Below are 15997 nucleotides of genomic sequence, written 5' to 3'. Positions count from 1 at the left end.
CAAACAATCTAATTTAACGTATAGCCATCACCGTTATCATACTTTTTTGATGTTATCCACATTCCGCCATATTATTTTGTTCATTGCTGTGTGCATGCTGTGTTATGCCTGCAGCAGCACCAAGTCTGTACCAGACGGGGACCGGCTGTACACGGGCGCCACCATAAAATGGAAAGACAGTAAAAAGAAGCCCAAAGACTACGGTACCCTTTCTGAAGGGATGAATAAAGTATTGCGCCCCAAGCCTAATAAAAAATTCCTGGGCATGCCCACCCGGTTGTGGTTCTATAATATGTCGCATGAGCCCAAAGGCAAAGGCCTTAATTACCTGCTGCATAAAAAATGGGGAGAACCGCCAGTGCTGCTCAGCAACGTGAAACCAAGCGTGAACATTGACCTGCTGCAAAATTACCTGGAAGACAATGGCTATTTCCAGAATGAATGGGCATCAGCAATAAAGAACACCGGCAAAAAGAAAGCATCCCTGGTGTACACCGTACAGCCCTACACCCGCTACTACATCAAAAGTGTGCGGTGGGAAGCTGATACCGCCACGCAGGTAGGAAAAGATTTTAAACGGACAGACAATAAGCGCCGCACCCTCCTCAAAGTGGGCGATCCCTACAGCTTTGAGACCATAAAACTGGAACGGGAACGTATACAAACTTCCATGCGCAACAATGGCTACTATTACTTTACACCAGATAATATCCTGGTGGAAGTAGACAGTACTAATAAAGGCCTGGTGGATCTCTATGTAAAGATCAAGGAGCATTCCACCAAAGCCGCCACCCGCAAGTATACCATGCGCAACATCACCATTTACCCGGACTACTCGCTTGCAGACAGTTCCGCTACCAAAGGGCCCGTAACGCTCTATAACAAACTGCGCATCATAGACCCGGAAAAGGAATTTAAGCCCATTGTGTTTGACCGCACCATGCTGCTGCTGCCAGACAGCCTGTACCGCCTGCGCAAGCACGATGCAACGCTGCAACGACTGGTAAGCCTTGGCACATTCAAATTCATCAAAGCCACGTTCCGCCCATATTCCAGGGACAGCTCCCTGCTCAATGCCACTTTTTACCTTACGCCTTATCCTAAACATTCCCTGCAGTTTGAGTTAAGAGGTACGTCCAAGTCAAACAACTTTGTAGGCTCTGAAATTGCCATTACCGGTAAGAACCGCAACTGGCTGCACTCCGCCGTGTTGCTGGAAGCCAATGTATCTGCAGGCTTTGAGGTGCAGAACGGCGGGCAAAGCATCGGCAAAAACTCTTACACGCTGAAAGGCGAGCTGGCAGCCACTTTCCCGCGTTTCATCACGCCCTTCCGTATCAATCCGCCCACCCCTTATGTGCCGCGCACCCGCCTCAGTGCATCGTACGAACTATGGAGCCAGCAAAACCTCTACAAGCTCAATTCATTTACACTGCAGGCACAGTACCAGTGGAAGCAAACCCGCTACATTTCACACATCTTTTCACCCATCGCTATTACTTTTGTACTGCCTACAGACACCACGGCAGCCTACGACAGTATTATCCACTACGATCCTTCGCAAAAAGCTGCGCTGGAAAAACAATTTATACTGGGAAGCAACTACACCATCACTTTCAATAACCAGAACGACCGGCGCATTCATGGTTTTTATATCAGCGCCAATGCAGACATAGGGGGCAACCTGGCCGGCCTTTTCCTGAAAAAGAACCTGGGCGATACCGCCAAAGCCATACTGGGCGTGCCTATTGCGCAATACCTGCGCTTCCAGGTAGATGGGCGCCATTACTGGAAGCTCACTAAAAACACCACCTGGGTAAACCGCATTTTTGCAGGTTATGGCCTGCCTTACGGCAACTCCCGGCAGCTCCCGTTTGTGAAACAATACTTCACCGGTGGCAGTAACAGTATCCGTGCCTTCCGGGCACGCACCCTTGGCCCGGGCGCTTACCGCCTGCCGGATTCTGTGAGCCGCTACATTGCCAATGAATCGGGCGATATAAAGCTGGAATATAACTCTGAACTGCGCGTACACCTGGTGAGTGTGGTGAACGGGGCACTGTTTGTAGATGCTGGCAATATCTGGAACCAGCAATACATCCCTGACCAGCCGGGCAGCCAGTTCCACCTGAGCGACTTTGCGTCACAGATAGCAGTAGGAGCGGGGGTAGGACTGCGCATTGATGCTTCCATCGTGGTAGTGCGCCTGGACCTCGGCATTCCCCTGCGCAAGCCCTGGCTGGAGCCGGGCCACCGATGGGTGTTTGACCAGGTAGACTTCGGGGACGGCGCATGGCGGAAGGAAAATATGATCCTCAACATTGCCATTGGCTATCCGTTCTAAAACGGTCTTTTCAAAATATTATGAACCGCTGAAAAGCCCGCTGTAACGCAAGTACAGCGGGCTTTTGCCTGAAATAATAAAATTGGACAATAAATATGTTAATGAAATCATATATTTAAATAAACTTTCATTATCTTTGTCCACACATGCAATAAGCCCTTGCTACGGGCGTTGCCGATAACCGTTATTGTTTGAGCATGTGCAGCACCTTCCAGGTGCAATATCCGTGTAGTTGTTGAGTAGCCGTTGTAGCTTACCTCCGCCGAATCTTTATCTACTATATACATTAAGTCATTACCTATTATACCTAAACTTGGCAACATTTGCTTGCCTTATTTATCCCTATGCTAGCAATAAACGGCACTTTTAAAAGTGCCGTTTGCTTTTGTAAAAAATCTGTCCAAAACATAGCGCTGTTGCGGCTTTTAGCTTATATTTAAGAAACACCCTTTTATGCAACCCTACACTGTGCGCCGCGTTTCCCTGCTTATGCTGTTGCTCACTGCGTTCCTTTTTGCCTGCAGCCCCAAATTGCAGCAACAGGGAGAGGCTTCTTACTATGGAGATAAGTTTGAAGGCCGCCGTACGGCCAGTGGCAGTACCTATCATGGCAATGCCCTTACTGCAGCCCATCCCACGCTGCCTTTTGGCACTAAAGTAAAAGTAGTAAACCAGGCCAACGGGCGATCTGTAAAAGTGCACATCACAGACAGGGGCCCCTCGGCCAACACGGGCCGTGTAATAGACCTTTCAAAAAAAGCCGCTAAAAAACTGGGCATGCTTTCCACCGGTGTAGCACAAGTGGAACTGTACTATAAAAAGAAAAGCTCCAGATAGAATTTCCAGCAAACAATTTCCAAACGGTGTAGCGTTGAAAATCAGGCGTTGAAATTGGAAGCACCTTGATATTGGAAATTGTTTGCCGGAAACTGCCTTTAAGCGTGCACTCCTTCTGCAATCTCTTCCACCATCTTTTTACAGAACGCCGGCAGGTCGTCCGGCTTGCGGCTGGTCACAAGGCCATTATCCACTACCACTTCTTTATCTACCCAATCCACACCTGCATTTCGGAGGTCCGTTTTCAGGCTGGGCCAGGAGGTCATGGTTCTGCCTTGCAGCGCGCCTGTTTCAATCAGTGTCCATGGGCCATGGCAAATGGCGGCAATGGGTTTGTTTTCATGTAAGAACTGGCCTACGAAATTCACCACGGCGGGAATGGTGCGGAGGCGGTCCGGGTTCATCACTCCACCAGGAAGCACCAGCGCATCATAATCCTGCGCATGTACCTCATCAATGGGTTTATCCACCTTATATTCCCCGCCCCAGTTAGTCTTTGCCCAGGCTTTCACTTTGCCCGCTTGGGGCGCAATAACATCCACCTTTGCCCCCGCATTTTCCAGGGCCTCTTTTGGTGCTGTAAATTCCACTTCTTCAAATCCATCTGTGACTACGATGGCCACTTTCTTACTACTCAATTGCTTTTCCATAATTCAATCTTTAAAAAGTGATTAATTTGGTTAACGTATGCTCTTTGATCAGGAGTGCTTTATGTTGATATCAGCAATAATTGATTAAGTCAAATAATAAATATCCGCAAATAATTGACTTGGTCAATTATTTTTGGTTAGGCCAGCTGGAAATTAATTTGCCTCCGTCAACCATCTGTTGGGTTGTCTTGAAACACCCTGTTGTGTAGAATTTTGGACAGGGTTACGTGGCGTCCGGATCCGGCAGTTTTTCCTTGTAATAAGCCAGGTCTTTGTTTGCCGGGCCGTTTAACACCTTGCCACGGTAACTAAACCGGCTGCCATGACAGGGGCAGTCCCAGCTTTGTTCATCCGGGTTCCACTTTACCAGGCAGCCCAGGTGGGTACAGGCAGCGCTTACCACGTGCAGTTCATTGTCCTCATCCCGGAACACTCCGTATTTATGTTTCCCCACCTCAATGATGCGGCCTTCTCCTACGCCGATAGCAGATACCTTCACTTTATCTGCTTCATGCGGGTACTCTTTCAGATATTCAATAAAGCCACCCACAAATTCCTTTATCCAGGTGCGCCCGGATTTAAAGAATTTCACACGGGCCGGGTCATATAAGGATGCCCATTTATTTTCCTTGCCCTGTATCAGGTCGGGTATCAGCAATCCCGCTATGGTGCCGTGTGTCATCCCATTGCCGGAGTCGCCGGTTACGATGAATATGTTGTCTTTATCACCAGGATTGTGACCAATGAACGCCAGGCCATCCATGGGCTCCAGCACCTGGCCAGACCAGCGGTAGATCACTTCCCCCGCCTCCGGGAAATGCCTGCGGGCCCAGGTTTCCAGCGCCTGGTAACGGTCTGGTCCCGGTTCCTTATTTTCAAACGCCAGGCCGGTGGCATGGTCTTCCCCACCTACGATCAGCACATCATAGATATCATCATACGGCGCGGTGCGCACGTAATGATAAGGAGGTATCTGGCTGTCTGCCTGCTGATCACCCGTATCCCACCACAGCGCTTTAGGCAGGCTGCCCTTTGCCATGCGCAGTCCTATTACATAGGTGCGGAAAGCAAACTGTTTCAGGTGCATGGTGAACTTATCATTCACCGGGCTATTCGTAGCCACCACCACGTAACGCGCATGTACACGGAAACCTTTATCCGTAACAACACCCTCCGCGTGAATGGCCTGTACATGTGTATGGGTGAATAACAACGCTCCTTTGCGGGTCGCCGCATCCGCCAGCCCCAACAAGTATTTCAGCGGATGGAAGGTGGCCTGGTGCATAAATTCAATGCCTGCCTGGTGGGTTGGCTTTATACCGGGTACCAGGTCCACAAATTTTACCGGCAGCCCGGCGGCAATGGCAGCATCATACTCTTTTTTGAGGCTATGCAGGTCATCCGTAGGATGCAGGAACAGGTAGCCCGGCAGGCGCTCAAATGCTGCCGCAATGTTTTCCGTGTTGCATACCGTTTCAATGTAATCTATGGCGGTGCGGTGACTGTCTGCTGCCAGCCGGGCCTTCTCTTTGCCAAAAATGCGTTCTATCTCATAGTAGCGGTCGTCCAGCGCCACGGTAAGGTGTGCGGTGGTGCGGCCGGTCTCACCACTGCCCAGGGCACCTTTTTCCAGCAGCACTGTCCTTATGCCTACGGTAGCCAGCTGGTAGGCGATGCTTACACCTGCTATGCCCCCACCTATGATCACCACCTCCGTTTGCAGGTCCTCTGCCAGCGGTCTGCCTGCCGGGGCGGTGACCGTGTTTTCCCAAACACGCTCGTGCAGGCTGCCTGCTACCTGGGGCAAGGGTTGCTGAAGTGATTCCATGTCATTCGTTTGTTTACAAATGGGTGGTACAAAAACAATTCCCCTGTGTTAAAACACTGGATGGCAAAGGGTTTCCACTCGCCAGCAGTACGGTCTGCCGCGGGCATTTTGTTGCGCAGGTTGAGGAGCTGTCAGGCAGGGGCTGTCTTCAACAGAAACTAATGCTGGTATTTAAATTGCATGTCTTCCTATCACTTATATTTACACTGGTTTATATAACGGCATTATGAGCATACGTCCCGTGTTACCTGGTAACATCAGCAACTTCAACCCGTTCCGGCACCGCCGCCAGCGGACCATCAGCTATAATCCCGCTACGAGCGACTCCGTGCGCCCTGAACCGGCCGAAGTGAAGATCACCGTATATGATTTTAACCCTGCAGATTGCCAGATCCTGCAGCCTACTAAAATAGAAGACACCTTTCCTTACCGCGATAGCCCTACCATCAGCTGGGTCAATATTGACGGGCTTCGCCGGGAAGATATCCGCAAGTTTTGCGATCACTTTGGCATTCACTTCCTGCTGGCAGATGATATTCTCAGTGTGGGCCAGCGCGCCAAGATGGACGAGATAGGAGATTATCTTTTTGCCCTGCTGCCCATGTTGTATTTCAATCCCCAGACCCATGCCGTGGAAGCAGAACAGGTGAGCATTATCCTGGGCAAAAACATCGTTGTGTCTTTCCAGGATGATCCCTCCCGCGACGTGTTTGGTCCTGTGCGCGACAAACTGCATATCCCCAACTCAAAGCTGCGCAATGGTACGCCGGACCTGTTGGTCTATGCCCTGCTGGATGCCATTGTGGACAGCTATTTCCACGTGATGGACAAGCTGGCGGAGCGTATAGAATTTATGGAAGATATAGTGCAGCGCGATGCCAGTAAACGTACCCTGGGCCGTATCAATTTTCTGCGCCATGAAATGCTCACCTTCCGCCGCGCCATTGCACCCGTTCGCGAAGTGATCAACGGCTTCCTGAAAAGTGACAGCGACCTGCTGAATGAGCACACGGAAAAATTCTTCAAAGACATTTACGACCACATTATCCAGGCAAACGATATGGCGGAGAACTATCGTGAAATGGTACTGAACCTGCAGGAGATGTACATTACGCAGGTAAACCTGAAGATGAATGAAGTGATGAAAGTGCTGGCGGTGGTAACCACGCTCATTGCCCCACCCACGCTGCTGGCGGGCATTTACGGGATGAACTTTAAAAACATGCCGGAACTGGAAACACAAAATGGATACTACATTGTGCTGGGGGTAATGGCCTTTATTTTCATCGGGATGATCGTTGTCTTTAAAAAACGTGGATGGTTCTGATATAAAAAAAGCAGGTAGTGATCCTACCCGCTTTAATGTGCAATGCGCTGTGTGCAATGCTATTTCTTCTTGTATACCGGTACCGTGCTGCATGGCTCCCCATACATAATGCTCTTTACCACGGGCCGCAACAATCTTGTTATTTCTGCATACGCATTGGCCCCGATAGGCAAATCCCCGCAACCTTTTATGACCACCCGCTTATCCGTGAAATCTGCTACCGGCAAGGCCTCCAGGCTTTTCATAAATAACACGGTCTGTAAGGTTTCTTCATTACCTACCACTACAAATTTTGCAATAGGCTCCAGGTAGGTCATCACCAGCATATACGCCCATGCAGGGATAATAGCATCTGCAGAGCAATGAATGGCTACATTTTTACCACGGTATTGTTCCCAGTCCAGTCCCTGTAACGACGCCCTGAAATCTTTTTCCTTCAGGATCATGCCCATGAACAGGTGGTCCTTCATATCAAAAACAAGGTTTTCACCCTGTGGAAAATAATCTTCCAGGTTAATGGTCTCCAGGCCGCTGGCTGCTACTTTATTCACAATTTCTTCCATAAAACCGGTTTTTACTGTTTATACAAATTTACTAAAAATAGGAAACCCTGCTGACATAGGGTTGTCATTACCCGGGGCCAACTTTGTACAGACAACACAAAAACCGCATGCATATGACAACACAGGAAATCGCAAACCGCTACGCTGAGATGGCCAGCCAGAACAAATGGGCAGAAATACAGCAGGAACTTTACAGCGACGATGTTACCTCCCGGGAGCCGGATAAGGCAGTGGAAAATGGTTTCCCTGTTTTTGTACAGGGCCGGGAAGCGCTGAAGGCAAAAGGGGAGAAGCACCGCGGCCGCATTGAAACCTTTCATGGCCGTAGTTTACAGGGCCCTATCGTTTCTGCAGACAGCTTTGCCATGGTACTCAACAGTGAGGTGACTTTCAACGGGCAAACCTCCCGCTCCCAGCTTTCTGAAATAGCCGTGTTCCAGGTAAAGGACGGCAAGATCATTTCAGAACAATTCTTCTATTAACAGCACTATCACACAGAAGCCAAAAGGCCCTCCCGGTATAAGCGGGAGGGCCTTTTTACATATGTCAGTCAGTTAGGATTACATGAATTTAGAACGGGTATCCTTTACGTTCGCTTTTTCTTTCAGCACATCAAACAGGATGTTGGGCAGGGTAGACTGCAGGCTTTGTTCGTAGCTGGCCTTGAGGCTGTTTACATCCTGGCCGTTCTGGGCAGGCGTGTAGCCATCCACCTTGATCACGTATACACCGGCATTGCCTTCAATGGGAGCAGATACCTTGGTAGTACCCAGCGCCTTATTGAAGGAAGCACCTACTACACGGGGCTCCAGGCCCAGGGTGGCTACCAGCGGGCTGCTGAAGTTGATGCCTTCTGCCTGCATCACCGGCTGGTTGCTTGCTTTAGCGGCAGCATCCAGGGAAGCAGGGTTGTTTAGCTTGGCAGTGATCTGCGCAGCTTTCTTCTGTCTTTTAACAGCCAGTTCCACGGCGGGTCTTACGGCAGACAGGCTGGCAGTACCGGCTTTCACCGCTTCTGTAAGCACTGCTACTACATATTTATCTTCCAGGGAAAATACATTGCTTACTTCACCCACCTTGGCGGTGTATGCCCATTTCACCAAATCGCGGCTGGTGCCCAGGCCCCTTACGGAATAGTCCATCGGGCGGATGCCGTCAGCTACACGTTTGGTACCTTTTTCCTGGGCGCTTTTGTTAAAAGCCTCCTGTGTACGGTTTGCACCGGCAAAGGCGCTTGCGTCGCTAAACGCAGCACTGTTGGTTTCTGAGCTGGACTCTACGGTGCGGGCCAGGTAGGCGATCTTTACAGCAGGGCCTATATTCTTCACCTGGTTGATCTTGATGATCATATAAGCACCCGGTACGTCGATCACTTTCATAGCACCGGCAGGCGCATTGAATACAAATTCAGACATTGGTTTGTAATCCGCGGGAAACTGCTGCATAGGAGTGAGGGTAGCTTCACCGCTATCCTGCTTCGCAGATTGCAGTTGGGATACTGAAGCAGCCAGGGCTTTCATGTTAGCACCACCTTTCAGCAGGGCTTCCACGCTGTCCACTGTTTTCTTGGCAGCAGAATCAGTGGCAGACTGCTTGGCAATGCCGATCTGGGTGATCACCACGGAATCCGGCATTTGTTTACGGTCCACCATTTTAGCATAGGTGATCTCGTTATTATCATAATAAGGACCGAATACCTGGCCCACGCTCAAACGCAGGATAGAATCCTTTTCCGGTACCATGATCTTGCTTTCCGGAACGTAACCGTCAAAGAATTTCTGGTCAGAGTTACGGTTGATGAGGCCTACCACATCCTTGGTAGTATCCAGTTCCGCTTTCAACTCACCCAGTTCTTTGAGTGCTGCGGCAGTATCCTTGCTGGAAGGCGTGGCGTCAAATACCATGTATTCAATCTTCCGGGAATCTTCTGTTTTGAACAGCGGCTTATGGCTGTCGATGAAAGCCTGCAGCTCGCCGTCTGTTACCTTCACGGTAGAATCTGCGATAGAAGTATAGGGCACGCTTACATAAGAAATGTTCGCATTGTTGCTGTTATCTTTCAGCTGCATGTTTGCCATCCAGTTAGGCATGTAAGCAGCCTGGCGGATCATGGCAAAATATTTATCACGCTTCTGGGATTCGATGATCTGGTTTTCGATGGCCAGGAGTTCATTCTGTCCTTCTGCGCTTTTATTGATACCGGCCAATACTTCATTAGACTTCTGGCGGTCGAACTGGCCGTTCTGGTCTGTGAAATGTTGTGCCCAGATAGGATTTACATTTTTACCGGTGAGCTGGTCGTCCAGTTCACTGTTGGTTACGTCAATACCCAGGGTCTTATACTGGGCGTCCAGGATGCGTTGGCTCAGGAGCTGGTTCCAGGCCTGCTGGCGGATCTGCTCGCGGGTTTCATCATTCAGGGAAATACCTCCCATCTGCTGACGGTACTGGTCTTCATTCTGAGACACGAGGTTGTTATACTCGTTAATATCAATTTCTTCACCGTTTACTTGACCGGCTGCGGTATTCCTACCACCCAATGAACCTCTGCCGAAAAATGCTTCCTGCAGCAGGAACCCAACAATAGACAGACAGATTACGACAACGATCACCACTGCGTATTTGTCCCTGATTTTCTGAAGTACTGACATATATAATTATAGGTATAATTTAGAAGGTAGCAAAAATAGAATAAAATAACTGGAACTGCAAAATCGGGTTTTCTACCCTCAAACGCCCTGTGGCAAAGGATTTCGGGTTACTCCTCTTCTTCTTTGTTGCAGGCTGAATGCACAGGTTATCCACAGTTTACAGCATAACGTGCTGTAAGATGTGTAAAAAGTTTGATTTTTAAAAGCCAATACCAGTAAGGATTTGAAATATTTTTTAAGGACGGGTTTGCTTACAGGTTTATTCACAATCTGGATGGGCACGGTGTAAAATCCACAGGCATTTGTGTATAAAGGAGGCCGGTTTTTTGAAATTCAGTTAAAAAACAACTTGCTCTTACAAAACCAAAAAAGGAGGCCTATTTATCCACAATTACCGTGTACAACCATGAGGGAATCGCAAAAATCCGGGGGAAACAGCCCCTCAAAATGCCGGAAAACTAAATTTGTTTGCCTGTTCAAAATCCTGTAGCGGTGTCCGGAGGGTGTAATTCACCATGGGAGTTAACATTTTCTTCATATTGCACCGCCGGAAAGATACCCACTTGAAATGATATCCACCGGTGTGGATGAAGTAGTGGAAACGTAGTACTGGCGCGGAAAAGAGTATGTTAATTTCCTGGGGATTACCAGGGTCAAAGGAATAACAACTAACTTTGTATCAGGTCAAAAAATTTCTTTCCCACATATTCACCCCCCTAATAGTAGTGGGCTTTTTATTTATCTAAAAAAGAAAAGTTATTAATTATGATTACAGATTTGACATCCGCAAAAAAAAATTTGCAAAAGAATGGATTTTTGGATATAGCGGTGGATGTACGCCTTGATCTGTTTGCGGAAATCGAAAGATTGAAAAAAGAAAAAAATGCCGTTATCCTTGCGCACTATTACCAGGAGCCGGATATCCAGGATGTGGCAGACTTTATAGGCGACAGCCTGGGCCTGGCCCAGCAGGCCGCCAGGACCGATGCAGACATCATTGTTTTTGCAGGCGTGCACTTCATGGCGGAAACTGCAAAGATTTTAAATCCCCATAAAAAGGTGTTGCTCCCGGATCTGAAAGCCGGTTGTTCCCTGGCAGACAGCGCCCCTCCCGAACTGTTCAAAAAATTCAAGGAAAAGTATCCGGATCATGTGGTGGTTTCGTATGTGAACTGCAGTGCAGGTATCAAAGCGCTCAGCGATATCATTTGTACCTCTTCCAATGCCGAAAAAATCATTGAAAGCATTCCAAAGGACCAGCCCATCATTTTTGCACCAGACCGCAACCTGGGGGCTTACCTGGTGAAGAAAACGGGTCGTGATATGGTGCTGTGGAATGGCGCCTGCATGGTGCATGAGATTTTTTCCCTGGAGAAGATCACCCGGCTGAAGGCGCTGCACCCTGGTGCCAAGGTAATAGCCCACCCGGAATGTGAAGCAGCAGTGCTGGAAGTAGCAGATTACATTGGTTCTACCACGGGTTTGCTGAAATTCAGCCAGCGGGATGATGCCCAGGAATATATTGTGGTGACCGAAACGGGTATCCTGCACCAGATGCAGAAGAATAATCCCGGTAAAACTTTCATACCAGCTCCGCCTAATAATGCTTGTGCCTGCAATGACTGCCCGCATATGAAGTTGAATACACTGGAGAAACTATATCTCTGCATGGAATATGAACAGCCGGAGATCACCATGGAAGAGCATCTGCGCCTGGCAGCTAAAAAACCGATAGACAGGATGTTAGAGATCAGTGCAAAGTATGGATTGTAAAATGTTTTAATTTACTGATAATCAATTAGTTAAGCCGATGTAATTTACGTTGGCTTTTTTATTTCCAGGAAGGCCTTTAGAATAAATTATACTGTACAACGTATCAGGTGGCTTGTGTTTATCGTATTCTCAGGGCCTTTATTTATTGGATTATTTTAGATTGATTATGCACAGAAAATAAATGGTTATCCACATCTAATGCAGGATTTTCCTGTTTTCGTTTATTTTCAATGTGGATTTAGGGAAATGAAGAGAAAAGCCCTGGTTATCCACAGATTTGAGTGAAATCTTGCTGTTTTTAGCAGTTTTAGTGTATTTCCAGGAGTTTATTTGACCAAATATTGTTTTCTTAAAAATAGGATGTTGAAAGTGATTGATTTTTTTGTGGCAGAAGTGAACAGAGAAATAGCATGGTTATCCACATTACTTTTGGTTTCCTGACTCAGCAGGAATTTTTGTTTTGGATCCCGTTTTTTGGAAGATGGGAATTTTAGCAGATAGCGCTTGTCAAAATGCTATCATTTTATGCAGCTGCCGAGACCGTTGGATGTTGTTTGACGTTTGGTGCTTAAATGTAAGTTATTTGGAAGACTACAGCTGTTCGGAAGGGGCACACGCAGAATTTACCGTGAAATCACTACGGGAGGCAATTCTTGTTCTTGGGGAGATAAAGTATGGGGGGAAGCCGGGTATAAAAAAGGAGGTGCAATTGCTTACACCTCTTCCACCCAAATATGTTCTGCTTCTGTTTTGCGAAGCGATAAATTATAACCTGCCACCAGGATGGAGATGGGGTCTCCGAGGGGGGCAATTTTTTCTACTTTCACCAGCTCTCCTGGTACACAACCCATTTCCATGAGTTTGATGTGGATTTCGTCAGATTCGAAAGAAATGATAGTCGCCTTCTTACCTTCGCTGAGCCGTGACAGTCTGATCTTATCTTTTTCCATACGTATCATTTCTTGGTGAATGATCTTACAAATGTAGGCGGACTAGGCCAATATGCAAAAAGCAGGGTGTGGAATGCCAGGGATTTAGCATTAATTTTACACGCAATTCAGACTTATGGCTATTTTCTTTTCAGATCAGGATGTAAAATCCAGGCTAACCAATAAACTTAAACTCAAGTCTTTTTTAAAAGAATTGTTCAGGCGGGAAGGGCAGGGGTTACGGCACCTGCAGTATGTGTTTTGTACGGATGCATTTTTGTTGGAGATCAACCAGCAGTTTTTGCAGCATGATACCTATACAGACATTGTGACTTTTGAATTATCCGATGATCCTACGATCACGGAGGGCGAGATTTATATAAGCATTGACCGGGTGGTTGAAAATGCGGAGAAGTTTAAAAGTGGTTATGAGCGGGAACTGCACCGGGTAATTTTTCATGGAGCATTGCATCTTTGCGGTTTCAGGGATAAGTCAAAGGTGGAGGCCGCCAAGATGAGGGAAAAGGAAGATGAGTATTTGAATTTGTATTTTCCCGCGTAGTCGTTGATAGTAGATATTTTTGAAGGCAGTCATGATTTCATGGCTGCCTTTTTTGTTGAGATGTTTTGGTCTTTTGTGTTTGAGGGAGGATAGAATAAATGAGTGATGGTTGTTGATTTACTTGTGATGATACTCAAATTGCTAAGGCTAAGCAGGGATATTTTTGTTGTCTACTTTTTTTGATTGTAGGTGATCTAATACGTTTAGTCAGGTTTGCCAATCGCTTCGTCTTTGTTGTTAGTAGCGGATTTATAGCAAATGTTCCACGTGGAACATTGACTGTAGATCGTAGTGCTAGCTGCCATCGAGCTATAAAAGAACCCTTAATTATCCTTATTTTATCAGCCTCCACGGCACTTGAAATTTACTATAGTTGCCTAACCATTCGCTTGTAATAACTCTTATGCCAGGAAGGTCGCACTCAGGGCAGATACACAACTAGCTATCGACTGTTTGTAGAGATGCATCAGACAGGCTGTGACAATCCTATAAGACGAAAGGGGACTAGAGATGTTATTTCGTTTTGACAAGGCAAAGTAATATAGCTGAGATCTGCCAGGCTCAAGTAGGACGGCGGGTTGTGGGTATTCTCCGTGGAGACCTTGAGATCTGCTTGGGTAAGGCGGCTTTAGAAATGAAGCGAGAAATTAACGAGATATCTAAGAAATATAGATGGTACAGGTCTGTAAATACAAATTTCAATTGTTTTTGTGTTTTAGAGAATAGATGCAGATGGGATTTGGAATGAACCCGCATGAAGCTATCAGTACCTTACATAGATGATGTACCAGATATATACCGAAGATCCGGCACAACGGAACAGGCCGATATGTTATTGGTACGGGAAGATCAATGTTATATCCGGTCTCTTGCCAGAACTTAAACCAATTACATTAATACCGGCCAGGGTGTTCTTATCCAAAAGGCTTCAGTATCTACTTTTGGTCGGGATAGTCTTTGAAAGGGAGGCTAACGGAATACACATTTTAGACCACTGATGCAAGGATCATAACATTCTTTTAGAAGAGGAATCTAAATACAGGAGGAACTTGGGAGGGGATTTAAGTGCAGCGGACCTTATGACTGGAATACTTAGAACCATGAGAGGTTGTCGGATAGTTGTCTTAATAGGCGATTGGCCATTTATTTTAAGTTCCCTCCAAGGACAGCTTGTTGATGAAGTAAACTGAATATTTTTTTTGATTTCTTTAGGTTCTGGGTAATCCAGGGGAAGGGATGAGAACCGGTTGGCGAGTTTTCGATGATCCGATAATTACAGGGTATTTAACCAGGTGATCAGGAATAAAAAAAAAGCCCAGACTATGTGGGGATCATATACCTGGTAAATATGTGATTTGGATAGCTGGCCGCCTGTTCTTCCCGGAGAATAAGTAGTACCGGGGGTAGGACTAGAACTGCCCGTCTGAAAGGGGTGGAGCGTTGATTGAGCTACCTTGGTAGAAGGAAGGAAGTTAGTCTTTCAGGGCGGTATATTACCCTACCTAGGAAGGAGGCTGTGCTATCAGGAACAACAATTGTTTTTCAATGCTTGGCCTTATTGGTTTTTTTGACTTGTTCCGGATAGGAGATCAGTTAGTGAATGCGATGTTCCACGTGGAACATACCCACTTCTATTGAAACTTGACTCATTATGAGAAGGTACAAATAGATATTTGCCGGCTTAACTGAGACGGGATCCAAGAGGATATTTACAGTCACAACTTAACGGGTGGTGATTTTTGATGGTCGTATTTTATTGATTAAATAGAATGAGGAGCCAGCCGGAGCAAACCTGCTTTTCCATAAGTTGAGAGGAAATGGTGAGGGGAAACAGGCGGCTGGGCTAAGCATCTTTGTATAATAACATACCAGGCTTTTATAGGGTTGAAATCAAAGATCACATAAACATTTGGTAGGGTGCAACTTTAATAGATGAGATTGGTAAAGAGAGTTGGCCTCATCCTCAAGGTAGGGCATCATGGCTTGCTGATTATTATTATTATTATTATTGAACCTTAAGATCATAAAAGATTATCGTCTATAATGTTCTTTTCACTTGAATCATTGGTCTTGGCCAGTGGATGGTTGGTGAAGAGCTGAGATTTAAACGGCCCACTAGGTGATTTATGAGAAATATACTTGAGAGTAAAACCGAACTATCTGTTTCAGTCAGTTGGATATAGTAGTTTGGGTTGTGGTATTTATAGATTGGATAATGTGATGCGATGGTTTGTTAGTTAGCCCCACGATGTATAGTTAACCGGAACATTGTAGAGGAGGGATCATGGGAATATATTAAGGATTGAACCTGGCTTAGCTCACTTTGGGATATCCTGTAAATATCTTTTGGAGGTGCTTTCAGAATTCCAGTTTGCTATTGTTCCTTTCCCCACCTTCTGTTTTTTGCACGGGCTGTATCTTTTAGGATGCCATGGTTACCTTATCTGTCTGGTAACGTGATATGGGAGGCGTAAGCGGCGGTTGTTCTTCAGCTTACTTATTTTTAAGTGCCTTTAAGTTCTTAGGTAATAAA

Annotated in this window: 11 protein-coding genes; 6 read left to right on the top strand and 5 right to left on the bottom strand. The window is 46.7% G+C overall.

The annotated features are described in order from the left end of the window. Positions 1 to 49: 49 nt before the first annotated feature. Positions 50 to 2344 (top strand): translocation and assembly module lipoprotein TamL, encoded by a 2295-nt coding sequence (tamL, locus tag DCC81_RS02730; RefSeq protein ID WP_108685057.1) that lies wholly within the window; start codon positions 50 to 52, stop codon positions 2342 to 2344. Between the two features lie 453 nt (positions 2345 to 2797). Beyond that, on the top strand, positions 2798 to 3181 hold the full coding sequence (locus DCC81_RS02720; protein WP_108685055.1) for a septal ring lytic transglycosylase RlpA family protein: 384 nt from the start codon (positions 2798 to 2800) through the stop codon (positions 3179 to 3181). A gap of 98 nt (positions 3182 to 3279) precedes the next feature. Here DCC81_RS02720 and DCC81_RS02715 read toward each other — a convergent pair whose 3' ends face one another. Together DCC81_RS02715 and DCC81_RS02710 are read right to left on the bottom strand one after the other, a co-directional pair. Further along, positions 3280 to 3831, bottom strand: a complete 552-nt coding sequence (locus tag DCC81_RS02715) for a type 1 glutamine amidotransferase domain-containing protein (protein WP_108685054.1) — start codon at positions 3829 to 3831, stop codon at positions 3280 to 3282. Between the two features lie 223 nt (positions 3832 to 4054). Next, positions 4055 to 5659 carry an FAD-dependent oxidoreductase gene (locus tag DCC81_RS02710; RefSeq protein WP_108685053.1) on the bottom strand — a complete coding sequence of 535 codons (1605 nt, stop codon included), beginning with the start codon at positions 5657 to 5659 and terminating at the stop codon, positions 4055 to 4057. 226 nt (positions 5660 to 5885) lie between these two features. Here DCC81_RS02710 and corA point away from each other — a divergent pair, with 226 nt between their 5' ends. Further along, positions 5886 to 6986, top strand: coding sequence for a magnesium/cobalt transporter CorA (gene corA / locus DCC81_RS02705; protein WP_108685052.1), 1101 nt, complete (start codon positions 5886 to 5888; stop codon positions 6984 to 6986). A gap of 59 nt (positions 6987 to 7045) precedes the next feature. Here corA and DCC81_RS02700 read toward each other — a convergent pair whose 3' ends face one another. After that, positions 7046 to 7549, bottom strand: coding sequence for a DUF2480 family protein (locus DCC81_RS02700; RefSeq protein WP_108685051.1), 504 nt, complete (start codon positions 7547 to 7549; stop codon positions 7046 to 7048). Between the two features lie 113 nt (positions 7550 to 7662). Between DCC81_RS02700 and DCC81_RS02695 the strand changes: the two genes are divergently transcribed. After that, positions 7663 to 8031: a nuclear transport factor 2 family protein gene (locus DCC81_RS02695; protein WP_108685050.1), complete on the top strand. Its 369-nt coding sequence runs from the start codon at positions 7663 to 7665 to the stop codon at positions 8029 to 8031. Positions 8032 to 8109: 78 nt separating this feature from the next. On the opposite strand, the gene DCC81_RS02690 is transcribed toward DCC81_RS02695, so the two are convergent. Next, entirely contained in the window at positions 8110 to 10200 is a 2091-nt protein-coding gene (locus DCC81_RS02690) for a peptidylprolyl isomerase (protein ID WP_108685049.1), read from the bottom strand. 765 nt (positions 10201 to 10965) lie between these two features. Between DCC81_RS02690 and nadA the strand changes: the two genes are divergently transcribed. Next, positions 10966 to 11973, top strand: coding sequence for a quinolinate synthase NadA (nadA, locus tag DCC81_RS02685; RefSeq protein ID WP_108685048.1), 1008 nt, complete (start codon positions 10966 to 10968; stop codon positions 11971 to 11973). Between the two features lie 713 nt (positions 11974 to 12686). Here the strand turns inward: nadA and DCC81_RS02680 are convergent. Beyond that, positions 12687 to 12923: a FeoA family protein gene (locus tag DCC81_RS02680; RefSeq protein ID WP_108685047.1), complete on the bottom strand. Its 237-nt coding sequence runs from the start codon at positions 12921 to 12923 to the stop codon at positions 12687 to 12689. Between the two features lie 115 nt (positions 12924 to 13038). On the opposite strand from DCC81_RS02680, the gene ybeY reads away from it, so the two are divergent. Further along, positions 13039 to 13464 carry an rRNA maturation RNase YbeY gene (gene ybeY / locus DCC81_RS02675; protein WP_108685046.1) on the top strand — a complete coding sequence of 142 codons (426 nt, stop codon included), beginning with the start codon at positions 13039 to 13041 and terminating at the stop codon, positions 13462 to 13464. The last annotated feature ends 2533 nt before the right edge of the window (positions 13465 to 15997 follow it).

It is taken from the genome of Chitinophaga parva (genome assembly GCF_003071345.1).
Classification (GTDB): Bacteria; Bacteroidota; Bacteroidia; order Chitinophagales; family Chitinophagaceae; genus Chitinophaga; species Chitinophaga parva.
The sequence above is the reverse complement of the archived record's forward strand: the minus strand, read 5'-3'. Positions and strand labels throughout refer to the sequence as shown.